Raw genomic sequence first — 24,405 nt, 5'->3', positions numbered from 1 at the left:
TAACCGATGCTTTTTGGGTCGTTGAAACAAGTGTTATTGTTGATGTTTTTTTCTATTTTGTCCCCCCTAAAAATTACCCGTTTCTGTATCGCAAATCCTCTTTCATATTTCTTTATTCTACTAGCTCAAAGCTCTCCAACATATGGTGGAACCTTGCGCCGTGTCCTTCCGCAGCTTCAAGGAAATAGTTTTCTGTAATGATGTAGCTACCGTCTTTACCGTTGCTGATGACATAAGCATGAACAACTTTAGCATCCCAATCGCTACCGTTCAATCCATGTAATAAATAGCCTTGGACTGGTTCTGTTACTGGTTCAACTGCCCTTAATTCCGGGAAGTCTTTCTTTAACTCGGCTTCAAACTTCTTAACAAGATCTTCAGGTTTCTGATCTGCGACTTGTCTAATTTCCATTGTCACTTCCGGGTACTTTTCTGGAAGGGGCTCAATCGTTGTAACGATGTCTGCTTTATCGCCTTTGATCATTTTATAGCGTGTTTCATCGACATAAATGATGTACTCTGAATTTGTACCTTCATTCAATTTAACGTCCGTTTTTTCGTCCTGTCCTTCAATGCTTTGAGTAATCTCCTTTTCTGGGACGAACATGTCTTTAATACCTTTCATGAACGCCATTCCTGTATCGGTTTGTAAGCTGAATGCGATGACAAGGGCGGCGGCAGTTGCAATGATAATGGGAATTACACGATTTTTCTTTTTCAATTTCTTCACATCTCCTCTGTTAACGTTCTCGTCGCTGAATAATTCTTTTTCTAAGTTACTCCATATTTCCTCTTTTAGACCAACCGTTTCTTGTTCAGTCCGTTTATGGAAATCCTCTTTTGCTCGTTCGTCAAAGTTATTCATTGTAGCTCATCCTCCTTATCAATCGGGTCTAACTGTTCTTTTAGTCGTTTTCTGCCTTTAAACAACCGTGACTTTACTGTATTGTGATTTAACCCTAGAATGTCCGCAATTTCTTTTTCGGTGAAGCCCCTTACATACTTTAAAATGATTGGAATTCGGTGCATGTCATCAAGCGATTGAATCGTATCGTATAAATCGGACAGATGATCGGAAGATTCTTCAGCAAGGGATGGATCATTTTCTAAGTCGGAATGCTCGAACTTTGAAAGAGGTGACTCCTTCTTTAGGAACCGTAGGCATTCATTCGTTAAAATTCGGTAAAACCATGGTTCAAATGGTAGCTCCGGGTTGTAGCTGCTGATTTGTCTGTATACACGGATGAACGTTTCTTGCACAGCATCTTTTGCCATCTCACGGTTACGCGTAATAGCAGAAGCCGTTCGGATTGCATAATCTGCATATACTTCGTAAAGTTCACGAAACGAGTCTTTGTCGCCGGCCTGTATGTTTCGTATCAATTCTTTCATCTCCACTAGGTTTCACTCCTTCCAGAACAACGGTATTTTATTGCTCATACTATACTTACCCTTAGAAACACTAAAAAGTTTTCAGCATGGAAGTTTTATTTACAAAGTCGAGTCGAATGATATATGTGAATGTAGGGTATCGTGTAGAGTACACGTTAAAGAATGAAATATGTATAGTAGAGGAGAGAACTTGATGAAAGTCGTAGCAATAGTCGGGAGTTTACGAAAAGATTCATTCAATATGCAGTTAGTAAAAACGATTGAAAAGAGATACAGTCACCTTTTTGAAGTAGTAATTGCGGATATCGGAAGTTTGCCGTTCTACAATGAAGATGAGGAAAAATCACCTTCTGGGGAAGTACAGATCTACAAGAAAATGATTGCTGAAGCGGATGCTGTTCTCATTTGCACACCTGAATTCAACTGGTCCATGTCGGGTGTTTTGAAAAATGCATTAGAATGGCTATCTAGAGTGGACAAACCGATAGCGGGTAAACCTGTATTGCCGATGGGCGTTTCTCAAGGGGCGCTCGGAACAGTAAGAGCGCAATTGCACTTACGACAAGTATTAGGGAGTATCCAAGCAACTACAATGCCTCCTGCGGGGAATGAAATCTTCATTGGCTCGGCAATGCAAAAGTTCCAAGACGGGGAACTAACAGATGAAGGTACACTCAAATTTTTAGATAAAGTCGTCGATAAGTTTGTTAAGTTCGTTAATGAGCAAGAAAGTAAATAATGAAATAAAACCGCCTTTTTGATTTCTAATGAAGAAATCAAAAAGGCGGTTTTATTTTAATTAAATGATTTTCACCATATGATGAAACGGTTCACCAATGATTGTCCATGGCGAGACAATTTCATAACCAAGACGTTTGTAAAGGCGGATAGCCGGCTCTTTTTCTGTTTCAACGTTTAAAGAAAGCTTGGCGCTGTTTTTTTGTTTCGCAACTTCCTCTGCATACTCAAAAAACTTCGTACCAATTCCTTTACCGCGAAATGCGGGATCAATACAAATTGTATCGATGTAAAGTTCGTCAGCTAACGATTCCGCGTCGACTTCGGAGTTAGTAGCACCTTTTTTAGAAAGCCACTGACTTAAATTATGGTCGAGTTCAGGGGCATCCGCACCTGAATACAACACCATAATACCTGCTACTTTTCCATCCAACTCTGCAACGTAAGTATTAAGATGAGAGTGTCGGTTATCCTCACGCTTGAATAGAACGCATAGTTCCTGCTCTACCTTGTCCCATTCTGTTTCGCCTGTCATTCTTTTAGCGATATCACCGATTGCGTCAATAATAAGCGGCGCGACCTGTTCGGCATCAGCCGGTTGTGCTTGTCGAATTGTTATGTCCATTAGTAAAAAACCTCCTTCTACATTCTCTATTATATCAAATACTACAAGATTTAAAGGAATGAGCCCATCTGCAAGTGCAGTGGGCTGTGTAACCTACCTTGTATATTTCAATCTTCTTTGCGCAATGGTCGGTAACGTCATACCGATTACGATAATAATAATACCAATAACTTGAAATGTCGTCAGTGCTTCGCTCAATAAAATAACGGACGCGGTGACCGCAACTGGAAGTTCTGCTGCGCTTAAAATCGATGTCATCGCAGTCCCAACTTTCGGCACTGCAATTGAAAAGAGATAAATCGGAATGACAATCCCGAACAGTCCGAGAATCAAACCGTATACCCATAAACCGCCACCGAATAACGTTCCGTTCCAGACGATTTCAGGTGTTTGGAAAAAGAAGATGGCAATGGCTGCGAAAAACGATGTGAATAGCAAGCGTGTTTCCGTATCCATTCCTTCCACCTGTCGTGAATTAATCATAACAAATGACGCAAAGCTGACAGCTGAAGCCATTCCCCATGCCCAACCTTGCCAAGGAATTCCGCTTAGATCTGCATCGATAATGCCGGCCGCAAGAATTGTACCGCCGAAAAGGAAAAGAAGTGAAATGACTTCAATCCGTTTTGGAAAGCGTCGTTTCGCGATACAATCGAACAGCATTCCGACCCAAGTAAATTGGAATAACATAACAACGGCAAGAGAAGCGGGCATGTATTCAATGGCTTGGCCGTATACCGTACCAGTCGTTGCGGTGAATAACCCTGCAAGAAGGAGCGTCGCGCCACCGCCGAATTTTGGAACTTTACGCCGTACTATGATGAAAATAAGTAGAGCTATGAAAAATCCGACGAAGTATTGGCTCGTTACTGCTTCAGCAGCAGTATAACCATCTTGAATCGCCAGTTTAATAATCGTTGAAAGAATGCCGTAGCAGCTCGCTGCAAAGACGATAAGTAGTGGGTAAATCCATTGTTTCATAAGATAAATCCTCCTGTTCCATCAAAATAGTATACCACGATTAGGGAAAGTGTTACAGGTCGGAGGTCTGACGACGTTGGAAATCTCGAACCTAAGTTAAGTCTTTGCAAAAAGCTTAAATTCATGCAGACTGCGAATTGTGAATTCTGGTTGTTATTAAAACTCTGGAGTTGCAATTAAAGTAATTCGCCTAAAATTTCGCGGCTCGGTGATTCCGAATAGTCGTCATTGTTTGGGGTGACCGCATATTCGGACACTTCCTGTATGTCGTGTTCCATGATAAGATTGGGGAAAATAAAGTGATAGGGTGTACATTCATGATTGTTTCAACTAAAAAACATGTTTTAATTTACGGTGATGCATTCGTCGACTATATAGCAGAAGACCAGTCCAATTCGACGTTCAGCACATTTCTTGGCGGTGCAACTGTCAATGTGGCGGCGGGCATTTCCAGGCTCGGTGCTTCTTCCGCGTTCATCACGGTGACGGGAGATGACGCGACTTCTGAATTTGTTCGGGATGAATTGAGTAAAGAAGGCGTCGACATGACGTTTGCTAAGCTGGAGAATAACAAACGGGTGAGCGGTGTGTACGTGCATTTGACGCAGGATAATGACCGTGTTTTCCATAGGTATATCGATGAGACGCCAGATATCCAGGTGGAAACTACCGATTTGACGACAGAGGCATTTCAAGATGCTTCCGTTTTGCATATTTGTTCGGGTACGATGTTCCATTTAACGGCTCTACAAACGACGCGGGAAGCGGTACGACTTGCTAAGAAGTTTGGAGTGCCTTTGTCATTTGACACAAATATCCGTCCGCTAAGGTGGGAAAGTGAAGCGCTTTGCCGTAAGACAATCATGTCATTTGTTGAGAAGACCAATCTGCTGAAACTGACAGAAGAGGAACTTTTTTTCTTAACGGAGACAGATACATTAGAAGATGGAATCGCTAAACTGGTGCCTTATCAGATTCCCGTCATACTTGTCACTGCAGGCGAATTCGGTACGTTTGCTGTCATTGACGGCAGTATGACACATGTAAGCGTTGAACCCGTCGTGGCTGTCGATACGACTGGAGCAGGGGATGCTTTCATTGCAGGTATTCTTCGCCAAATTCATTTGAAAGGGCAACCGAAAACACGCGATGAATGGATTGACTATATTTCCTTTGGCAATAAACTCGGCGCCCTCTGTGCGACAAAATCAGGTGCACTATCGGCAATGCCTCGGCTTGAAGACCTAGAAGAATAATGGAATCCTCCCTTTTTCGTTTCACGTAAGTGTTTCTGATCTTTTAAGGCTTGTACCTGTTTTAAAATAAATCAGCAAGTATATAACATTGAACTGCAACCGTCTTTATGGTTGTGGTTCTTTTTCATTGTCGGAGTTAGATATGGCGCAGATAACTCCTTATGACCCATAAATACTTCAGCTCATTTGTCATATTACACACGTTTGTTATATACAATATAGAACAGTGTTGATATAGTAGATTTACTAGTAACAAATAGAAAGGGTGTGAAGTTTATGTCAGAGCTCGCGAATCTTCCTTGGAATCTCATTATGCCGTTGATTGTACTTCAGTTCATTTTGATGATTGTTGCACTCGTTGATGTCATTCGCCATAAGCGGACGAACGGTCCATTTATCATGTGGATTTTCATCATTGTTCTTGGCAATTTGGTTGGATCAATTCTGTACTTCATCTTTGGGAGGCGGCAAGAATGACCACTCTGCTTCAAGTGGATAATTTAACGAAGAAATATGTCAATAATAATGTAGTGGATGCTGTGTCGTTCGAGCTTGAAGAACATACAGCAACCGCTTTAATTGGGCCAAACGGTGCTGGGAAAACGACGACATTGTCTATGCTTGCAGGGTTAGTTTCGGCGACAAGCGGAGCGCTACAATTTCAAGGGGATGCAAAACAGGATATCCGGTCGATTATTGGTTTTCTTCCACAATATCCGAAGTTTTTTCCTTGGCTATCTGCGCTTGAATTTACTGAAATGGCTGCGCGGCTAAGTGGGGTGGAGACAAAACAAGCAACAATGGATGCGAAAAAGACATTGGAATTTGTAGGCCTAGGCGATGCCGTGAACAAAAAGACGGGTACTTTTTCCGGGGGAATGAAACAGCGTCTAGGGCTTGCGCAAGCGATTGTCCATAAACCAAAACTGCTTCTACTCGATGAACCGGTATCTGCACTCGATCCAGTTGGGCGTCGACAAGTGATGGATTTGTTGAAAGAGTTACAACAAAAAACAACGATTTTATATTCGACTCATATTTTGAATGATGCGGAAGAAATGACAGACCAGTTGCTGTTTTTACGGCAGGGAAAGCTTGTCGAACATGGTTCACTTGATGAAGTACGAACGCGCTATGCGGAGCCGCGAATAGTCATTGAATTTGAAGGAGAGCAAGAGTTGCGACGATTTACGGAAGTGACTAAATGGCAAATGACATCAAAAGGGTTGATTGTTTCAATTGACATCCGGTCGGAAAAGGTTGAAATGTCATCTGTCCTCTCCGTGTTAAGCGTCGGTAAGTTTTTAGTGCGAAAAGTTGAATGGCAGACGGCGAGCCTTGAAGATATCTTCATGAAAGTGGCGGTGGTCTGATGAATGGTCTTACCGTACTAGTGCAGAAAGAATGGCGTGAACATACACGGAATTTCAAAATGTTATGGATTCCGCTCGTCTTTATTATATTCGGTATAATGGAGCCTGTAACAAATCACTTTTTGCCTGAAATTATGAAAAGTGTCGGTAATATGCCTGAAGGAGCCGAATTCCTATGGCCGGAATTAAAAGGGGAAGAAATCTTTCTGTCATTGCTTGGGCAATACCAAACTATTGGTATTCTCGTTATTATTCTCGCTTTCATGGGGACTATTTCAGGAGAACGGAAAAATGGGACGGCAACGTTACTCTATGTTCGCCCGATGTCATTCCTAAACTACTTTTTGAGTAAATGGATTGTCGTTAATGGTATTGTACTTGGAAGCGTATGGCTCGGCTTTATGGCTGCTTGGTACTATATTGAAATCCTCTTTAACCATGTAGATGCGGGAGAAATAGTCGCCTTTGTTGCAACGTATAGTTTATGGTTGGTCTTCGTTGTCACAGTTGTTTTAGCACTAAGCGCATGGCTTCCGACCGGTGGTGCAGCAGGACTTGCGATTCTAATTACGCTGGTCTACCAGGTTATAGATTCACTTATCGGTACTTATTGGACAGTGTCACCGTGGAAATTGTCGGTGTACGCATCCTATTGGTTCAAGGCAGATTCCGAACTGACAAATTTATGGATGAGCTCGGGTCTGACAGTAATACTAATCGTCATCTTAATCGTCTTCGGAGTAGTCATGTCGAAACGGAATGCCGCAAAAACGACAGTGTAAACAACCCTTTGTGGTATAATTCTTTTAAATTTGAATTATTCAGATTAGGGAGGAGCTTTGGATGACTGTGCGTAACTCAGATCGCTTCATCTTTGCATTTAATCGTATTGAGAAATCTATGGAAAAAGTAAGTGGCTTGAGCAGCTTTATGTCTTTCCCGCGCTTGATTGATAAGTCTAAGCATTTGAATGCGGTTATCCGAAAGTTTGAGCAGGATTTGCGTGAATGCGGTGATTTACGCAATGCAATCGTCCACAATCGGACTGGTATGGAGTATGCAATCGCTGAACCACATGAGGATATTGTGGAACTGATTGAATACATCGATCGAGAACTGTCAAAGCCTGTGACAGTGGCTGATTTGTTCCTACGAAAAGTCCATATATTACAAGCTACCGATACACTTGCTAGTGGATTGAATCTAATACGGGAAAAGAAGTTCAATCAGATACCTATTTATCAAGGAAATAAGTTCATTGGGCTTATTACAGCGACAGGTATTACGTATTGGCTTGCAGATAATATGACAGACGAAATAATTTCCCGGGAAATGCCGACACTTCTCGACATTTATTCCCACGAAAAACAAAAAAACACGTATCGATTTATAAGAATGGACTTATCTGTTTATGAAGCGGAGGAATACTTCAAAAAGTCTGTTGCTGAAGGAAAGCGTCTTGAGGCACTTCTAATTACGGAAAATGGGAGACCGGAAGAGAAGTTATTTGGAATCATTACACCGCTCGACCTGATGAAAATAGACTAAGAGTAGCGCCCATTCACAATAAGTGAATGGGCGCTACTTTTTTAGGATTTCGGGAAATCTTCTTTGCCTGATAAAGTGTTTTCTGTAATAGGACGTTGTTTCTCTGAAAATGCTTTCATTTTTAATTCTTCAAGTGGAATAGCATCGACAAATTTCATATCATCACTAATAACCTCGTCTATTGGAAGGTTTTTGGTGCCATTTGTGAATGGCTTCTTTTTAGTCAATTAAACCATCCTCCTTTACTGTACTACCGCTTATGATTGTCATAAATGATAAAATTATACCGAAAAAGAGATTTAAATATCATTTTCACCTGAACTTTTCTGTAAAAATATGACGAAAGGTGTATACGCAATTTTCAATCTACTATGTATAATAGTTATAATATAAATAGTGGGGGAGATGAAGTGATAAGAAAAGGACGTTTTGCTGTATGGCGAAATAAAGAGTTTGAACTAGTTTCCTATCAACGACAATACTACTTACAATCGAGTAATCCTTTAGACTTGGAGAATGGGTTTGTGGGGATAAGTGGATATAAACAGGTTTTCATTAAATCAGTCTCAGTCAGAGAATTGGAAGATGCATATGAAATCGTTCCGTATGCAATGATAGCAGGCCATCGATTCGCTGTGGAAGGATACAATGAAAATACTAGAAAGGTTGCACTTGTGACAAATAATCCTTTTGTTAAAGGGAAGATTGACGTGCATGCTTACGGAAAGTTTGAATATATAATCGAAATTCCGTTAGACGAGATTCAATTAGAGGAAGATCGGGTTCCGATACTAGGCTTTGAAGGCCTGTACACATAAAAAGGTAATCGTGTACGCCGAAATGACGGTGCACATGATTACCTTTTTATTGTTACATTGGCTGAAGGCTGTACTAGTTTAATTTCACTAGATGACTTACGTTTGGTGTAAATCTTTCAATGTCACTTTTTGTTAGTAAACTTGTCTTTCAGTTCACCAAACTTATCCTGTGCTTGCCCTTTAAACTTGTCGACTTTGTCACTGTCCATCACTGTGCCAATTTTGTTTTTTACTTCACCAAACTTATCCTGCGCTTGCCCTTTTAGCTTGTCGACTTTGTCACTGTCCATTGCGGTGTCGATTTTATTTTTCACTTCGCCAAATTTATCCTGCGCTTGCCCTTTAAACTTGTCGACCTTGTCGTTATCCATTGCAGTGTCGAATTTCTCTTTTACTTCACCTTTTACTTTGTTTACAGCGCCTTTGAATTTGTCGGAAAAACTATTACTCACAATAAAACCCCCGTCTGGTTAATTATACAACTATATACCCGACATCGAATATAGTAAACGTTATTGGAAGTTCAGCAAGACTATTATTTTTTTAGCTATCGATTTTCCGTCTATAGGATTTGAAGGCGGTCAAATTATCTTCCGCGTCAATCGCAAAGTTGATAAACGCTGCAGTGTGAAATGAATTTCATCATTTAAGTAAGAAATCGTCAATAAGTGAGCATGATAGGAAAGGCACACTGTGAAAAATCGATTAAATGGAGGCGACGTTATGATTGAGAATTTTAATGTACGGAAAGAAATATTTGAAGATACGCAACACGAAACATTACATTTTGAGTTGACATTGGATGGAAAAGAGTACCAAGGCCATTATAAAGGCGATGAAGTGAACTGGTTTCAAATGCAACCCGACCAGGAAAGTCATGCAATGGAGCTTGAAGATCTGGAAGCTGAAGTGAAGAAACGTATTAGAGAATGGGAAGAGAATTGAATCGGAAGTCATTTGGAGGCCGCCTATTACTAGGTGGTTTTCTTTTTTTGCAAGGCCTTGTAGTATTGGACTCATATGAAAGCATTTTGGGGGGGCAGGAAAGATGACATTGAAACGTAAAATTGGGATGTACGGCGGGAAGTTTTTACCGGTACATTTAGGGCATGTGAATGCCATGGTGATGGCTTCAACAATCGTCGACGAATTACATGTCGTTGTATCATATGATGAAGAATATGAGAAAGAAGTCTTCGAAGGGACAGGGATGAAACCAATTTCGGCGGTTCAACGACTTCGCTGGTGGAGCGAAATTACGGCTGATTTGGATCATGTATTTGTACATAGTGTGGAAGAAAAGCAAACAGGGAAATTTGAAGACTGGATGGCAGGTGCAAAAGCGATTAAAGTGTCTGTAGGGAAAGAAATCGATACGGTCTTCAGTTCTGAAAGTAGTTATAACGAATACTTTACTGAGCTGTATCCAGACGCTGAACATATCTTGCTTGATAATGATCGGGAGCTATTTGATATTTCGACGACATTGATTAGGGAGGAAGGACCTTACGTTCATTGGCATATGATTCCCCAAGAAGTTCGTCCCTATTTTGTGAAAAAGATTGCCGTAATTGGGACGGAGAGTAGTGGGAAGTCAACGCTCGTTCGAAATCTAGCGCGTGTGTACAATACTTCGTATGTTGAGGAATACGGTCGTACATATTATAACAAATTCAAAGATTCGATGTCGATCACGCTAGAAAGCGATTACCATGAAATTGCGTTTGAGCATAAATACCATGAACGTATGCAAACACGAACGGCAAATAAAGTTCTTTTTATCGACACCGAAGCGATTGTTACGCAGTATTATTCGGAGCTGTATGTCGGAAAAAGATTGGATATTTTAACTGAAGTGGCAAAGTTACAGGAGTACGATTTACATATATATTTGGAGCCTGACGTGGCGTGGGTGAACGATGGTATGCGTGTTCATGGGGGGGAGTCCATTCGAGAAGAAAATAGCTGTAAGTTGAAGCAGATGTTTGATGAAGCCGGTGTTGACTATGTCATTGTTAGAGGGAATTATGAAGAGCGATTTGAAAGATGCAAGGCATTGGTAAAAGCGATTATAAAGTGAATAGAGAGGGGCTACCTATGTTTGGTAGCCTCTTTTGTTATGTAGAAATTAAGTTAATTAAATAAATGCCTTGTATTGTATGAAGGTTAGATAGAACTGCCATACTTTATGCTAGGACTTGATTATATTGACGGCAGTCATACAGAGGAGGATAAAGGATGGCAGAAAACATAAATGACTTATCGGGCTGCGCAAGGGATTGTTAAATACAGTAAAGCGGGCGGATCACTTGTGTAAAAATGAAGGGAGCCTTATGCAATGAGTTTAGCGAGTATTGGCGTACCTGGCCTGATTATCATCCTAGTTATTGTTTTAATTTTGTTCGGACCGAAAAAGTTACCTGAAGTGGGAGCTGCGGTAGGAAAGACACTTGCTGAATTTAAAAAGTCAGCGAAAGACATTATGGAAGATGAAGAACCAGTAGCCCCAAAGGAAATAAAGAAAACGGACCAACTATAAGCAGGTGAAAGTATGGAACCATATGGAGATCACAGTCGTAAAGTTGTAAGTCCGCGTGATAAAGTTCAAGTCGAAAAGGCGAAGATTGTTACATCAGCAACAGCAGAAATAAATCGGGATGACAAGGCCATGGAAAGCAATTTTGAGGCTGATCCCTCGCTTGTCGACCATCTTACAGACCTAAGAAAACAGCTCGTCAAAAGCGCGGCTGTTTTCCTTTTCTTCCTAATCACGGTATTTTCGAGTATCAATCTATGGTTCCCGTATATTACCCGGGGTCATCAGCTGATCATACTTGGACCACTTGAAGTCGTGAAGTTTTACATGTCGATTTCAACAGCGCTTGCATTCGGATTATCGATCCCTTTCCTTTGTCATTTTCTATGGCAGTTCGTAAAACCGGGGCTAAACGAACGGGAAGGCCGATTTCTTAGTCTATACTCGCCTGTCATGTTACTGCTATTCCTTTTAGGTGTGTCATTCGGCTACTTTATCGTCAATCCCCTTAGTTATAAGTTTCTCGTTTCACTAGGCGCCGTGAATTTTAACGTAATGGTGTCGGCGCAAGAATATATTAGCTTTTTGCTCATGACGACGATGCCGATTGGAATATTATTCGAGTTACCGATAGTTGCGTTGTTTTTGGCGGCAATCGGGTTGCTTACCGCAGAATCGATGAAAAAAGTGCGTAAATGGTCGTATCTTGCCATCGCAGTTGGTTCGGCTTTGATTACGCCACCGGATTTCGTAAGCCAGCTCATTGTGCTTATTCCAATGGTAATTCTTTATGAAGCCAGTATCTACATCGTTTTGTATACGGAACGTCGAAATGCTGTCGTAAACTAACTCAGTAATCGATTTTTTTACAATAAAAACGGCAACCCATTTATGGGTTGCCGTTTTTATGCAAAAGTCTTTTCGCTTAATCGTTTTAAAACGAGTTTACGAATTGCTTTGCGATTCGCTTTTTTTGGAAAGTGTACCTGTGAACGATTCAACCTGTTTCATCAGTTTGTCCCTAGCATCTTTATTTCTCATTAAATACGCTGCGCCGAGACCAAGTGCTGTCATAGCCATTTTGTTCATCATATAATCACCCTCCTTATTTATTTGTTCATGATAATATGCCCGAGTTGCAGGATATTAACCGGAAAACTTATAAGAAGATTGTTCCAATCGGCGTCCGGTTAGACATTGAACATCCATCTCTTTATAATTAGGTAGTATGAATTACATTTTATTGGGAGGCTATTATGTTTAAAAAGAAAATGAAATTATCCGTTATTTTTATTGCAATTTTACTCGTTATTTCGGGTTGTGGAAGTAAGGGGAAAGAAACTTCAAAAACAAAAGAAAATCGACTTGTCTATGCGTCGGAAGCTGAATTTGAAGGACTTAATCCGTTACTGGAAGAAACGAACTTGGATGCGCTATTATTCCGTGGTTTGATGCGGTTCGATGAAAACAATGAACCTGTTACGGATATTGCGGATTCGTATGAAGTATCAACGGATCAGTTAACGTATACGTTTGTTTTAAAAGATACTATTAAGTTTCATGATGGTGAACCACTTACTGCTGACGATGTTGTTTTTACTATTGAAAGCATTCTTGACGATAACAATGCGTCATTCTTAAAAGAAGATTTCACTGAAGTTGATTCGATTAAGAAAGTAGACGACTATAAGCTTGAATTAAAGCTAAAACGTCCATTTACACCAATGCTTGATAAACTGACAGCTCCAATTCTTCCTAAGCATGCGTTTGAAGGCGTTGATATGCGGACAGCTGAATTCAACAGTCATCCAATTGGTGCGGGCCCGTACATGTTTGACAAGTGGGATCGTGGTAACAGTTTAACATTAAAAGCATTTAACGATTTCCATGGAACAAAGCCTACTATTGAAAAAGTGATTTTCAAATTTATTCCGGATAGCAATGTCCGTGCATTGCAACTTAAATCTGGGGAAGTTGATATTGCATTACTCGATCCTGTACAGGTTGAAGAGTTAGAAAAAGAAAAAAATATCAAGATTTACGATATTGAATCTGCGGATTACCGTGGAATACTTTATAACATGACTAAAGATTTATGGAAAGACGTTGATGTGAGGCGCGCATTTAGCTATGCAACGGACCGCGCTCAGATTGTCAAAGGCATTTTGAAAGGATACGGAACAGAAGCGTATTCACCCCTTCAAAAACATGCGTTCAACAATGAAGATGTAGAGAAGTACGCATATGACGTTGAAAAAGCGAAAGAGCTTCTAGACGGTGCAGGCTGGAAAGAAGATCAGGATGGTTTCCGCTACAAAGATGATGAAAAACTAGCGTTCACGATTACAGCACCAGTATCAGACACAGTTCGTGTGAACATGGCAAACTACGTTGCAGAAGGATTCAAGAAAATCGGTGCGGATGTCAAGGTAGATGCGCTTGACTGGAGTGCCATTACGATTGAAGATGCAGAAGCATTCATGATTGGATGGGGTAGCCCATACGATGCGGATCATCATACGCATATCCTGTTCCATACAGATCAGTCGAGTTTAACGAGCTCCGGTTATAACTTTGGTAGCTATTCAAATGCAAAAGTGGATGAGCTACTCGAAAAAGGTCGTCTTACGACGGATCCTGAAGAACGAAAAGCGATTTATATGGAGTTCCAAGCCGAGCTCGCGAGGGACCCTGCATTTGACTTTATCGCGTACGAAGATGCGGTTTACGGCATTAATAAAAATCTAAGCGGTGTTAAAGAACGGATACTTGGCCACCACGGATCTGGTTTCCTCTGGAATGTTGAGGAGTGGACGTGGAATGACCGTTAAATGGATTGGGAAGCGAATGATGATGGGGATAATTGTCCTCCTCATCGTAAGCTTCCTCTCTTTTTTCATCATGCATGCAGCTCCCGGTGATCCGGCAGCGGCTTTTTACGGAGGAAATGCTCAAACATTGAACGCGGCTGAAAAAGAACGAATCAGCCGTGTTTTTTCGCTTGACCGACCTGTCATTGCGCAGTATGGTACGTGGTTAGCGGAGACAGTGAAAGGGAATTTAGGCGTTTCGTATAAGGAAGGGAGGCCCGTTTCGACCATTCTTATGGAACGGCTACCAAATACATTACTGCTTTTCGGCGTAACGCTCTTTTTTATTAGTATTGGCTCGATCTGGCTTGGAACGACAGCGGGAATGAAGGAAGGATCTTTGTGGGATAAAGGATTATCGACGGTCAGTATTGTGACGTCTTCAATTCCGGCATTTTGGCTTGGTATATTATTTATTTCATTTTTTGCAGTAAAGCTTGGCGTCCTTCCGTCATCTGGAACGGGGGATATCGGTGGTGAAGGTGGGTTTGTGGATAAACTGCGTTATCTATTCATGCCTGCAGCTGTTATTATCTTGACCCACGTCGGGATTTACGCGCGTTTTCTCCAAGAAAGCATAAAAGTGGAAAGTCGCAACTACTATGTAACGGTAGCACGTGCCAATGGTGTAGCGGAGCAAGTCATTCGAAAAGGGATTTTGCGCAACGCATCGATTCCTTATTTGAATTATATAGGAATGACAATTCCTTCATTTGTTGGCGGGTCGATTATCGTCGAATCGCTCTTTTCATGGTCGGGACTTGGACAACTAACCGTAAAAGCAGTTGTTACGAAAGATTTCCCATTGTTGATGGGTGGTATTTTACTAACGGGTTTAATTGTCGTCGTAAGCCTTTTCGTTATTGACCTCATTACATATTCATTGAATCCGAGGCTACGGAAAGGGGATGTGCGATAAATGAAATCACAAAAAGCATTGATCTCTTGGTGCATTGTCCTCGGTATTATCGTACTTATGACTATTTTTGCAAGCTTCCTTTCCTCGTATGAACCAAATGACATGAATCTCGATGAAGTATACAGCTCTCCCGGCGGAGGCCATCTGTTAGGAACGGATCATCTTGGGCGCGATGTCTTTTCACGTCTATTAGAAGGTGGAAAAGTGACGCTGACCGTTGCAAGTGTGTCTGTACTAGTATCACTTGTTATTGGCGTACTATACGGCGGAATTAGCGGCTATGTCGGAGGACTCGTTGATACTGTTATGATGCGATTTTTAGAAGCACTCATTACAATCCCTTCGCTTATTATCATCTTAGCGTTTCAAGCATTCATGCAAGGCGGGATGTGGAGTATGGCGCTTATTATTGGCGTTACGGGTTGGCTGGTTACCGCACGTATCGTCCGCTCTGAATTTATCCGATTGAAGGATGCGGAATTTGTGAAAATGGCGATTATGTTCGGGACACCGATGTGGAGAATTATTTCTGGGCATATGCTTCGCAATAGTATTCCCGCTATTTTCGTTGTTACATTGTTCAATTTTGCCGGAGCTATATTCATCGAAGTGTCGCTTAGTTTTCTAGGGATTGGCGTGCCACCAGCGATTCCATCATGGGGCAATATGCTGTACTACGCGCAAAATGATATCCTAATTGGCGCTTGGTGGATTGGGGTGTTTCCGGGAATAATGATTTTTATTACAATTCTTGCGATTAACTTTATTGGGGAAGCGTTAAAAGATCCGGAACGGAGGCGTTTAGATGCTTAGTGTACGTCAATTATCGATTGATATCGATGGAAAATCGATTGTGCGTAATAGTTCGTTTTCTGTTCCACTCGGAAAAATCACTTCAATTATTGGCGAAAGCGGTAGTGGGAAAAGTATGACGGTTTCCGCGCTTCTTGGGATATTGCCGCCAGGAGCGAAAGCGACTGGACAGGCTTTATTTAACGGAAAAAACTTACTTACCGTTTCGGATAAAGAAATGACGGAAATCCGAAAAATACACTTATTTACAATTTTCCAAGATGCTGCGAATAGCTTTAACCCCTCTGTGAAGATGAGGCACCAGCTCTATGAGTTTTCGGGAAGAAAAATGGGCGATACGATTGAAGAATTTCGAGTGAAGATGGAAGGCATTTTGGATGATCTTGGCCTTGCGTCGGAAATCATGGAACAGTACCCATTCGAATTATCTGGCGGCATGTTGCAACGATGCATGATTGCATGTGCCTTGTATATGGAACCGACCCTTTTAATTGCAGATGAACCCACTTCCGCACTCGATATGGTGCTACAAAAGGAGTTCATTGGACTATTGAAGCGATTGAATGAGCAGCATGGAACAACGATTCTTCTTATTACACACGACTTGGATATTGTTGCAGAAGCGGCACATGACATGGTTGTTATGCGACATGGTGAAGTTGTTGAGACTGGCAGCGTGGCAGAGGTGTTTGATTGTCCTAAGCATCCTTACACAAAGCTTTTATTGGATAGTCGGTTTTAAAGGAACGGAGGTGTGGCGGTGTTAGCGGTAGAAAATATATCGAAAAATTATAGTAGTGGCAGTAAAGTGAAAGAAGTCCTTCGTGCAGTCAGTCTGACAGTTGGTGAAGGTGAAATCGTCGGACTAGTTGGGGAGAGCGGATGCGGAAAAAGTACGCTTACACGTGTGATTATGCAACTTGAAGCGACTGATGGCGGTACGATTTTATTCAATGGTTCACCCGTCACGAAGCAGTCAAGAAAAGCATTTTACAAAGAGTGTCAACTCATTTTTCAAAACGCGTCGGCCGCCCTCAATCCATCATGGAGCGTACGTGAGATTTTGATGGAACCGCTTCGTAAGAGGAAAGGGGACCGGGATGCTCACATTTGTCGAATGCTTAGCAAGGTGAAGTTAACGGAAGCCCATTTACATAGACGCCCTTCCGAACTGAGCGGTGGAGAAAGACAACGTGTTAATTTGCTCAGGTCAATTCTTGTTGAACCTAAACTACTCGTATGTGACGAAATTATTTCCAGTCTGGATCGATTGATTCAAAAAGAGATTATTGATTTACTTATAGAACTTAATCGTGAAACTGGCATGGCCTTACTCTTCATTGCGCATGATCTACAAGCCGTTGCGTATATGTGTGACCGAGTATATGTGATGAATGATGGGGAGATTGTCGATGAAAGTGTAAAAGTGGAAGGGAAATTCGACTTTACACACCCGTATTCGACAAGACTTTTTGGGGCAGAACTTTGAAAAGGATAAAGGGTAGTTGGTTAATGGAGTAATTTTATTTTACTAATAAAGAGTTCGGGAATAATTCACTCGGGCTTTTTTTGTATGAAGAAATAAACCCGTTGCTTCATTAGGAAGCAACGGTTCTAACTATGATTACTTATCTTTGTCCGCATCTAAAATGTTAAATATAATTTGTGCATGGTCTGTATTATCGAGTAACCCGGCAAAACGATCTTTGGATGGACCGAAAGCATACACAGGTACGTCTTCACCGGTATGTCCACCAGTTGTCCAACCTGTATATGAGCGCTTGTCAAAAGTTGTTTTAATCTCTTTAGCGATATCACTAGCTTTTATTCCAGCAGCTTTAACAGATTCGATTTCAACTTCTGTCAAAGGTAATAATTCTTGATCAATGTATTTTTTTAAGATTTTCTCAACATCTGCACCATTGGCAATTTCATCTGCCATAAAGGAAGGCGTCCGTTTTGCGGCTTTGATTGCATCACCGAACCAGTTATAATTGCCGTCTGCCCCAATAGAAAATCCACCTGTTGAATGATCTGCAGTTGCTACGACTAGCGTATGCTTATCTTTTTCCGCAAATTTAATAGCTGCTATAAATGCTTTTTCAAAGTCTTCCATTTCACTCATTGCACCAACGATGTCATTATCGTGGCCAGCCCAGTCGATTTGGCTTCCTTCAACCATAAGGAAGAAACCATTGTCATTTTTACTTAAGCGATCGATTGCTGCAGTAGTCATCTCTTCAAGTGATGGAATAGCATCTGAACGATCTATCATTTTGGGAAGACCGCCAGTAGCAAACAATCCAATAATCTGGTCGTTAGTATCCTTTAAAAGATCTTCTTTAGTAGTTACATAGCTAAATCCATCTTTTTTAAAGGATTTAGTAAGATTCACATCTGAGCGCTCAAAATTTGATTTTCCTCCGCCAAGAAGGACGTCGATTTTATGTTCACCATTGATCAATTCATTGTAATAATCATCAGCAATTTCATCCATATTCTTACGGTTTTCATTGTGGGCACCAAATGCAGCAGGCGTTGCATGGGTGATTTCTGAGGTAGCAACTAGCCCGGTCGACTTTCCAGTTTCTTTTGCAGCCTCTAAAACAGTTTTGACGTAAGATTTGTTTTTATCTACAGCAATTGCTGCATTATATGTTTTTACGCCGGCAGACATTGCGGTTGCCGCTGAAGCTGAATCTGTTATTGTTTGTTCTGGATCGTCGGGATAAGTCATTTGTTGACCGACAAGGTACTTGTCAAACGCTGTTTTTTCAACAAAGGGCGTAGTAGGATCATCTTTCAAGTAACGATAAGCTGAGGTGTAGGAAACGCCCATTCCATCACCAACGAGGAAAATGATATTTTTAATTTTAGCATTGTTGTTGGTTCTAGCTTCATTTGCCTGAACGCTTGGATTAGCGTTTATACTAACCAAACTTGTAACTAGAACCGTGGAGAGAACTGCAATCGGAATAACCTTTTTAAAAAACTTCTTATTCAACAATGTAAAACCTCCTATTTATTTCTACTAACAAAGGTAACTATAAGCGAGAATTGTTAATCTAGCATGAATGGCATGTAAATTTGTGTAATAGTATGTGAAGAATTGAAAAGGTTATTCGGCAATCGACCAAAGAGAAGAAATGAATGGTAAGGTAGCGATAAATACCGCACGAAACAGGTCAAGATTGACCATTAAATTACGCTTATTTAACCTGTCTATTACGCTACCCGACCAAAAAACTGTACATAATGTAGCCAAAGGTTTAAGAATATAAAGAGTTGCTACTGCAAGTGGAGAGCCTGTTATCTCAGGGATGATCAAATTAAGTGCAATCAAATAAATCCAGGCACCCACATTGGATATGCCAATTCCCGTTAACAATATCTAAGGATACTTCCAAGATGCTACTACGTTCCCAAGCCTTATTTAATTTTTCTCCTCTATCAATCAACTTTGACAATAAAGAGATCCCACCCTCGAGAACTTTTGAGAATTTAATTTGATGGACAGTAATGATATATGAGCAAGATTTGGAATCTGGAATTAAGTCATTCTAAGCCCTGCTAACTGGAGCATACCCTCATACAATAGGTTAACTATATTTTTGTATGGAGGCGATCTTATCAATCTTTGGATCGATATATCCACACGGAAACATCGATTAATACTTTACGATGATTATCACGTAATTAAAATATATCCAATTGCAGTAGGGAGAATTGTTACATCAACGCCGATGGGGACATACAGAATCATTAATAAACAAAGCAATCCTGGTGGGCCATTCGGGGCATTTTGGATGGGATTATCAAAACGCCATTATGGGATACACGGAACAAATAACCCTTCGTCTATCGGGAAAAATGTGTCACATGGATGTATTCGAATGCATAATGAAGATGTTCTAGAATTAGCGTCTATGGTCTCGATTGGAACTACTGTTTATATTCATAGATAAAACGCTGACTACCTTGTGTTAATTGTGTTTCATTTGTTTGATGGGAAAGTGATTTGTGGGCACGAAGTGAATTTATTATCTTATGAGGTGGTTGACAACAGTCGCCAAAACAATACTGAAAAAAACGAGACAATCACAATTGTTTCAACAATTATTAAAACAGCCTAAAATCGGTTATCGATTTTAGGCTGTTTGTGTTTAGTTTGATTTGAGAGAGTGAAAAAAGATTCCCATCACATTCTTCTGCTATTATTAACAGGATTTGCAAATCTTTTTTTACTTTGACTGACTGCGTGTTTGACTACCCCTTGCTTCGTTTTAGGAACTAAGAACATAATCGCCATTAACGCTAGTACTGCGAAAATGACGTTAGTAATAATGCCTGCAGAAGCTGCCTTTTCAATATTGCCCGACATAGTCATAGTGCCGTACACAGTGGCGGATATGGCGACCCCAAAGGAACTGCCAAGAGAGCTCGCCATTTTGTAAATACCCGATGCTGAACCGACTTTATCTTCCGGTGCACTCGATACGGCGGTGTCCGTGGATGGCGTTGCATAGACCCCGAGTCCAACACCGAACAGGATGAATCCGATAAAGACAACGATGATATAAGCTGTGTCCGGTAAAAACGTCAAAGCCATTAACCCGATGCCGATTGCCGCCAAGATAGAGCCAACCATCATTGGCAATCTAGCACCGGTTCGTTGTAGTACTTTTTCACCGACACGGATCATGACAAGGACTGCCACTAAATAGCCAATCGATAGCATACCTGATTGAAACGCCGTGAAGCCTCTTCCGACTTGCACATATGTATTCGCTACAACGAGCGTACCAGCTACCGCGTTCAATAAGAAGTTGGAGATGGTAGCACCTGTATAGGGTTTATTTTTAAATAAATTAAAATCAATCAAAGCATGTAATTTACCTGTTTCTATTTTGATGAAGAACAGCATGCCGGCTAGCGTAGCGGCAATTAAACAGAGTGTGAGTGGACTTGTCCAACCAAAATCTGCACCGCGCGTGATGACAATGTTTAATGCAATCATTGTTAAAACAAATATGATTAATCCAGTAAAATCGAAACGGGAAGAACCTTGCTGTTTCACTTTACTTTCGGGTGTATCTTTAAGCAAAATCATCGCAAGGACGGCAAACACAATTGAAAAAACAAAAATCCATCTCCAGCCCATAGAAGTTGCGATAGCCCCTCCCGCAAATGAACAAACACCTGAACCACCCCAAGAACCGATAGACCAATAGCTAAGTGCACGTTGTCTTTCAGCCCCTTCGTAGTAGGTTCTCATTAAGGCAATCGTTGCTGGCATAATACAGGCAGCTGATAATCCTTGGATGATCCGTCCGATAATTAACAGGGCGGCACCATTCGTAAATACGAGGCAAAGTGAACCAATGATACTTAAGATGAGTCCGAAATAGGTCATTTTCTTACGTCCGATTTTATCGGCAAGTCCACCAGCTGCCACGACGAAAATACCCGAGAATAAAGCGGTCAAACTGATTGCGATATTAAGCACGCCCAGTGAAATACCTAAATCAGATTGAATTGCTGGAATGACATTTACCATGGATTGCGCAAAAAGCCAAAACGTTATGACACCGAATACAATTCCTGTAATCATCTTATTCGTACCTTGATAGCTTTTATCCATGTTCTTCCTCCTTGAAATAGAAAGTGGCTTTCGTGAAAGTCTTCTTTCGTCTATTGAAATTTTATATTGCCCTACTTTAGCATAGTGAAGCGATGGGGTGAAGGAGAACAACGCGGTTTTTCTATTTTAAAATGATTGCCAATTATGCGAACAAAGGTAGATGTCATTTTTTTCAACCCCTTGATAGTCGTTTAACATAAGGAAAACAAAGATAATCCCTCAATGGATATAGCAAGTTTCAAAAATGGGAATGGGTAAAATAATTCGAAATGTGGACACAATTATATCTTAGTTTAATTAAATTGAGTTGAATATCAAAGTGAATCAAGTTCATTATTCGGTTTTCCACGAGTAAATACGAACAATATATTATATTTTATATAGTTTTTGTGACTTAACTAGAATATATCCTACCATTCGTTAAAATTCAATACCCATTGTTCGCCTTTTGGAGGCGCGTATGAATTCGGAAAAGTACGACTAGTTATAGCGTATAATGATTTTGAGAAGCTAGAAATACATATTTTGAATCTTTTAGTCATGGAGAGGAGCCTATATGGAGGAGAGGATTCACTAAATTCCAGACAATGAGGAGGAGCTGCGGAATGAATAAAATTATGATCATTGGGGTGTCAGCTGGTGCTGGAAAATCAACATTTGCGCGTCGATTGGGCGAATTGACTGGCATCGAAGTAACGCATTTAGATTGTTTGTATTGGAAACCGAATTGGGTGGAAGCCCCGCCTGAAGAATTTTCAGCAGCCCAGCGACAAGTTGTCCAAAATGATCAGTGGATTATTGAGGGGAATTATACGGGGACATTCACTATTCGAGAGCCACATGCAGAGACCATTATTTATTTGGAGCTCCCACTCCAAGTCTGTTTGTATCGTGTGTTGAAGCGCAGAATACAATTCCACGGGAAAACAAGGAATGATATCTGTGAAGGGTGTAAAGAGAAACTCGATAAAGCATTTCTGAAGTACATTGTGTCGACATTTGGAGCACGGAAAAAGAAAATGATGGAGCGAATGCAGCGTTATGCACAGGAAGGGAAGACTGTTCATTATTTGAAAACATCTGCGCAGATTGATGGATTTTTGGAGACGTATAAGGGGGATGAAATAATTTAACTAATGCCGGATTACATTAAGAATAATAAATAAAGCCGATTGCTTAAAATGCAATCGGCTTTATTTATTATTTGAAACAGGTTCGGAAGCGATCCACACTTTCGACCAATTCTCAATTTCTTGCATAATCGGTGTAAGCGACATTCCTTTTTCGGTTAATGAATATTCGATTCGTACGGGTGTTTCTGGGTAAACGTGTCGAATGACAAAGCCTTGCTGATCAAGGTCTTTTAATCGCTCTGATAGTGTTTTGCCACTGACGCCAAGTTTGTCGGTCATTGTGCAAAAGCGCTGCGGTCCTGCCATTAATTGATACAAAATAAGGGCGGTCCAACGTTGGCTTAGGATAGATACAGCTTTTTCGAAACGTGGACAAAGTTCAAATTCGTTCATATTGTTGTAGCTCCTTTCGCCTTGATGATCAATTACGCCTTGGCGTAATTGCGTCCAAATTTTGAATTCCGCTTGAGGCCTACAGGAAGTAGGTCATGCAGTCGTTGCGACAGGAAGTCGCAAACTTAGGCTGCCTTCCTTTAACTCCCTTCAAAATTTGTGACATCCGCCGGAGGCTTAACTTGATTCAGCAGTGAACTTCTGCTGAATCAAGTTAATGTGTTGACAACATTCATTGTAACATATAAAGTTAGTTACATAAAGTAAGTAACTTACTAATTAGGTATAGGAGGAATGCAAATGAACTTTCATAAAGCACCATATACGTATACGGGGGAAGTACATCTTAACGTTTTAGACTTGAATAGAGCTGTTAAATTCTATAAAGAGGTAATTGGATTTAAAGTACTTGTGGAAGCTGCGGATAAAGTAGTACTGACAGCGGACGGGAAGACACCACTACTTATTATCGAACAACCGGAAAATGTCACGCCGAAAGAGGCGCATAAATCTGGACTGTATCATTTCGCATTGTTGTTGCCGACAAGAGCTGATTTAGGGGCAATCATTAAGCATTTCATACAACACAATGTACGAATTGGAGCTTCAGATCACCTTGTGAGCGAGGCACTTTATTTGTCAGACCCAGATGGTAATGGGATTGAAATTTATATAGATCGTGACCCTGGCGTTTGGAGTTGGGACAATGGAAAAGTTGCAATGAGTACGGATCCGCTGGATGGAGAAAGTATTATTGCGGAAAGCGCGGGCCGGACGTGGGAGGGACTTCCTGTTGGGACGGTTATGGGCCATGTTCATTTACACGTAGCCAACTTGCCTGAAACGGAAACATTCTATAATACACTCGGCTTCGAAGTCGTCACAAACTATCCGCAAGCATTGTTCATGTCTAATGGGAAATACCATCACCATATTGGCTTGAATACGTGGAATGGTGAAGGCGTGTCACGTCCTACTGCTGGCAGTGTCGGACTCCAATCGTATACGCTTATATATCCGAATGAGACTGTATTGAAAGAAGCGATTACGAAAGTGCAAGCATTAGATGGGAAAGTGGAATTGAACGGCAGTGGATTTATGACGGAAGACCCTTCTGGTAATCGAATTAATCTTCGGGTTGGTTGATTTATTTCATCAGTTGAATGTGAAATGGGCTGTCCGAATTGGGCAGTCTTTTTGAATTGTGTTCAATTATAGTGTTTGGGGTAGTATGGTAAGTAGTTAATGTGGTAATTAATCCTGGAATTACAAAGTTGCAATTAAAAGTAAGAAGTTGCAATTAGAATCTTAAAGTTGAAATTAAGAGCTTGAAGTTGCAATTAAAACGCGACACCTATGCAATGGCGAT

29 protein-coding genes and 1 pseudogene are annotated in these 24,405 nt (G+C 40.9%); 19 read left to right on the top strand and 11 right to left on the bottom strand.

Annotation, left to right across the window (positions count from 1 at the left end; all coding sequences use genetic code 11):
- Positions 1 to 112 precede the first annotated feature (112 nt).
- Both H2672_RS01910 and H2672_RS01905 read right to left on the bottom strand, forming a co-directional pair.
- Complete coding sequence (locus tag H2672_RS01910) at positions 113 to 865, bottom strand: hypothetical protein (protein ID WP_186668324.1); 753 nt, start codon at positions 863 to 865, stop codon at positions 113 to 115.
- Positions 862 to 1,392: an RNA polymerase sigma factor gene (locus H2672_RS01905; protein WP_186668377.1), complete on the bottom strand. Its 531-nt coding sequence runs from the start codon at positions 1,390 to 1,392 to the stop codon at positions 862 to 864. The genes H2672_RS01910 and H2672_RS01905 overlap by 4 nt, the downstream gene beginning before the upstream one ends.
- 193 nt (positions 1,393 to 1,585) lie before the next feature.
- Here H2672_RS01905 and H2672_RS01900 point away from each other — a divergent pair, with 193 nt between their 5' ends.
- Complete coding sequence (locus H2672_RS01900; RefSeq protein ID WP_186668322.1) at positions 1,586 to 2,131, top strand: NADPH-dependent FMN reductase; 546 nt, start codon at positions 1,586 to 1,588, stop codon at positions 2,129 to 2,131.
- 60 nt (positions 2,132 to 2,191) lie between these two features.
- Here the strand turns inward: H2672_RS01900 and H2672_RS01895 are convergent, their stop codons facing one another.
- Together H2672_RS01895 and H2672_RS01890 are read right to left on the bottom strand one after the other, a co-directional pair.
- Positions 2,192 to 2,755 carry a GNAT family N-acetyltransferase gene (locus tag H2672_RS01895; RefSeq protein ID WP_186668321.1) on the bottom strand — a complete coding sequence of 188 codons (564 nt, stop codon included), beginning with the start codon at positions 2,753 to 2,755 and terminating at the stop codon, positions 2,192 to 2,194.
- Positions 2,756 to 2,848: 93 nt separating this feature from the next.
- The gene (locus H2672_RS01890) at positions 2,849 to 3,736 is read right to left on the bottom strand and encodes an EamA family transporter (protein WP_186668319.1); all 888 of its coding nucleotides are present in this window, start codon (positions 3,734 to 3,736) and stop codon (positions 2,849 to 2,851) included.
- A 317-nt stretch (positions 3,737 to 4,053) separates the two neighbouring features.
- Here H2672_RS01890 and H2672_RS01885 point away from each other — a divergent pair, with 317 nt between their 5' ends.
- The 5 genes from H2672_RS01885 to H2672_RS01865 all read left to right on the top strand — a co-directional run bounded on the left by H2672_RS01885 (position 4,054) and on the right by H2672_RS01865 (position 7,913).
- Complete coding sequence (locus H2672_RS01885) at positions 4,054 to 4,992, top strand: carbohydrate kinase family protein (RefSeq protein ID WP_186668317.1); 939 nt, start codon at positions 4,054 to 4,056, stop codon at positions 4,990 to 4,992.
- A 276-nt stretch (positions 4,993 to 5,268) separates the two neighbouring features.
- Positions 5,269 to 5,469, top strand: a complete 201-nt coding sequence (locus H2672_RS01880) for a PLD nuclease N-terminal domain-containing protein (RefSeq protein ID WP_186668315.1) — start codon at positions 5,269 to 5,271, stop codon at positions 5,467 to 5,469.
- On the top strand, positions 5,466 to 6,365 hold the full coding sequence (locus tag H2672_RS01875; RefSeq protein ID WP_186668313.1) for an ABC transporter ATP-binding protein: 900 nt from the start codon (positions 5,466 to 5,468) through the stop codon (positions 6,363 to 6,365). Before H2672_RS01880 ends, H2672_RS01875 begins: the two co-directional genes overlap by 4 nt.
- A complete protein-coding gene (locus tag H2672_RS01870) occupies positions 6,365 to 7,147 on the top strand; it encodes an ABC transporter permease (protein ID WP_186668311.1) in 783 nt (260 codons plus the stop codon). Before H2672_RS01875 ends, H2672_RS01870 begins: the two co-directional genes overlap by 1 nt.
- Positions 7,148 to 7,208: 61 nt before the next feature.
- On the top strand, positions 7,209 to 7,913 hold the full coding sequence (locus tag H2672_RS01865; RefSeq protein WP_186668309.1) for a CBS domain-containing protein: 705 nt from the start codon (positions 7,209 to 7,211) through the stop codon (positions 7,911 to 7,913).
- 41 nt (positions 7,914 to 7,954) lie between these two features.
- On the opposite strand, the gene H2672_RS01860 is transcribed toward H2672_RS01865, so the two are convergent.
- Positions 7,955 to 8,140: a hypothetical protein gene (locus H2672_RS01860; RefSeq protein ID WP_186668299.1), complete on the bottom strand. Its 186-nt coding sequence runs from the start codon at positions 8,138 to 8,140 to the stop codon at positions 7,955 to 7,957.
- 183 nt (positions 8,141 to 8,323) lie between these two features.
- Between H2672_RS01860 and H2672_RS01855 the strand changes: the two genes are divergently transcribed.
- Positions 8,324 to 8,731: a PH domain-containing protein gene (locus H2672_RS01855; protein WP_186668297.1), complete on the top strand. Its 408-nt coding sequence runs from the start codon at positions 8,324 to 8,326 to the stop codon at positions 8,729 to 8,731.
- 122 nt (positions 8,732 to 8,853) lie between these two features.
- Here the strand turns inward: H2672_RS01855 and H2672_RS19855 are convergent, their stop codons facing one another.
- Positions 8,854 to 9,183, bottom strand: a complete 330-nt coding sequence (locus H2672_RS19855; RefSeq protein ID WP_346267710.1) for a hypothetical protein — start codon at positions 9,181 to 9,183, stop codon at positions 8,854 to 8,856.
- A gap of 271 nt (positions 9,184 to 9,454) precedes the next feature.
- On the opposite strand from H2672_RS19855, the gene H2672_RS01840 reads away from it, so the two are divergent.
- The 4 genes from H2672_RS01840 (at position 9,455) to tatC (ending at position 12,116) form a co-directional block, all read left to right on the top strand.
- A complete protein-coding gene (locus tag H2672_RS01840; protein WP_186668295.1) occupies positions 9,455 to 9,676 on the top strand; it encodes a hypothetical protein in 222 nt (73 codons plus the stop codon).
- Between the two features lie 103 nt (positions 9,677 to 9,779).
- Entirely contained in the window at positions 9,780 to 10,811 is a 1,032-nt protein-coding gene (gene nadR / locus H2672_RS01835; protein WP_186668293.1) for a multifunctional transcriptional regulator/nicotinamide-nucleotide adenylyltransferase/ribosylnicotinamide kinase NadR, read from the top strand.
- Positions 10,812 to 11,069: 258 nt separating this feature from the next.
- Positions 11,070 to 11,270 (top strand): twin-arginine translocase TatA/TatE family subunit, encoded by a 201-nt coding sequence (gene tatA / locus H2672_RS01830; RefSeq protein WP_186668291.1) that lies wholly within the window; start codon positions 11,070 to 11,072, stop codon positions 11,268 to 11,270.
- Between the two features lie 12 nt (positions 11,271 to 11,282).
- Positions 11,283 to 12,116, top strand: coding sequence for a twin-arginine translocase subunit TatC (tatC, locus tag H2672_RS01825; RefSeq protein WP_186668289.1), 834 nt, complete (start codon positions 11,283 to 11,285; stop codon positions 12,114 to 12,116).
- Positions 12,117 to 12,212: 96 nt separating this feature from the next.
- Here the strand turns inward: tatC and H2672_RS01820 are convergent, their stop codons facing one another.
- A complete protein-coding gene (locus H2672_RS01820; protein WP_186668287.1) occupies positions 12,213 to 12,359 on the bottom strand; it encodes a hypothetical protein in 147 nt (48 codons plus the stop codon).
- A gap of 164 nt (positions 12,360 to 12,523) precedes the next feature.
- On the opposite strand from H2672_RS01820, the gene H2672_RS01815 reads away from it, so the two are divergent.
- The 5 genes from H2672_RS01815 to H2672_RS01795 are packed head-to-tail and all read left to right on the top strand — an operon-like array spanning position 12,524 to position 17,358.
- Positions 12,524 to 14,098: an ABC transporter substrate-binding protein gene (locus H2672_RS01815; protein WP_186668285.1), complete on the top strand. Its 1,575-nt coding sequence runs from the start codon at positions 12,524 to 12,526 to the stop codon at positions 14,096 to 14,098.
- Positions 14,088 to 15,056 carry an ABC transporter permease gene (locus tag H2672_RS01810; RefSeq protein ID WP_186668283.1) on the top strand — a complete coding sequence of 323 codons (969 nt, stop codon included), beginning with the start codon at positions 14,088 to 14,090 and terminating at the stop codon, positions 15,054 to 15,056. The genes H2672_RS01815 and H2672_RS01810 overlap by 11 nt, the downstream gene beginning before the upstream one ends.
- On the top strand, positions 15,057 to 15,869 hold the full coding sequence (locus tag H2672_RS01805; protein ID WP_186668281.1) for an ABC transporter permease: 813 nt from the start codon (positions 15,057 to 15,059) through the stop codon (positions 15,867 to 15,869). It begins immediately after the preceding gene.
- Positions 15,862 to 16,611, top strand: coding sequence for an ABC transporter ATP-binding protein (locus H2672_RS01800; RefSeq protein WP_186668280.1), 750 nt, complete (start codon positions 15,862 to 15,864; stop codon positions 16,609 to 16,611). Before H2672_RS01805 ends, H2672_RS01800 begins: the two co-directional genes overlap by 8 nt.
- An 18-nt stretch (positions 16,612 to 16,629) precedes the next feature.
- Positions 16,630 to 17,358: an ABC transporter ATP-binding protein gene (locus H2672_RS01795; RefSeq protein WP_370569577.1), complete on the top strand. Its 729-nt coding sequence runs from the start codon at positions 16,630 to 16,632 to the stop codon at positions 17,356 to 17,358.
- Positions 17,359 to 17,493: 135 nt separating this feature from the next.
- Here H2672_RS01795 and H2672_RS01790 read toward each other — a convergent pair whose 3' ends face one another.
- Complete coding sequence (locus tag H2672_RS01790) at positions 17,494 to 18,876, bottom strand: alkaline phosphatase (protein ID WP_186668276.1); 1,383 nt, start codon at positions 18,874 to 18,876, stop codon at positions 17,494 to 17,496.
- A 120-nt stretch (positions 18,877 to 18,996) separates the two neighbouring features.
- Positions 18,997 to 19,260, bottom strand: a pseudogene (locus tag H2672_RS01785) (MFS transporter); the annotation flags it as partial.
- A 238-nt stretch (positions 19,261 to 19,498) separates the two neighbouring features.
- Between H2672_RS01785 and H2672_RS01780 the strand changes: the two are divergent.
- On the top strand, positions 19,499 to 19,834 hold the full coding sequence (locus H2672_RS01780; RefSeq protein ID WP_186668373.1) for a L,D-transpeptidase: 336 nt from the start codon (positions 19,499 to 19,501) through the stop codon (positions 19,832 to 19,834).
- Positions 19,835 to 20,067: 233 nt separating this feature from the next.
- On the opposite strand, the gene H2672_RS01775 is transcribed toward H2672_RS01780, so the two are convergent.
- Positions 20,068 to 21,510, bottom strand: coding sequence for an MFS transporter (locus tag H2672_RS01775; protein ID WP_186668274.1), 1,443 nt, complete (start codon positions 21,508 to 21,510; stop codon positions 20,068 to 20,070).
- Positions 21,511 to 22,115: 605 nt separating this feature from the next.
- Between H2672_RS01775 and H2672_RS01770 the strand changes: the two genes are divergently transcribed.
- A complete protein-coding gene (locus tag H2672_RS01770; protein ID WP_186668273.1) occupies positions 22,116 to 22,643 on the top strand; it encodes a P-loop NTPase family protein in 528 nt (175 codons plus the stop codon).
- Between the two features lie 60 nt (positions 22,644 to 22,703).
- Here the strand turns inward: H2672_RS01770 and H2672_RS01765 are convergent, their stop codons facing one another.
- Positions 22,704 to 23,036 (bottom strand): winged helix-turn-helix transcriptional regulator, encoded by a 333-nt coding sequence (locus H2672_RS01765; protein ID WP_186668271.1) that lies wholly within the window; start codon positions 23,034 to 23,036, stop codon positions 22,704 to 22,706.
- Between the two features lie 300 nt (positions 23,037 to 23,336).
- On the opposite strand from H2672_RS01765, the gene H2672_RS01760 reads away from it, so the two are divergent.
- On the top strand, positions 23,337 to 24,182 hold the full coding sequence (locus H2672_RS01760; RefSeq protein WP_186668269.1) for a VOC family protein: 846 nt from the start codon (positions 23,337 to 23,339) through the stop codon (positions 24,180 to 24,182).
- The last annotated feature ends 223 nt before the right edge of the window (positions 24,183 to 24,405 follow it).

It is taken from the genome of Sporosarcina sp. BP05 (assembly GCF_014282005.1).
Classification (GTDB): Bacteria; Bacillota; Bacilli; order Bacillales_A; family Planococcaceae; genus Sporosarcina.
Note: the sequence above shows the minus strand (reverse complement) of the source record. Positions and strands in the feature narration are given on the sequence as shown.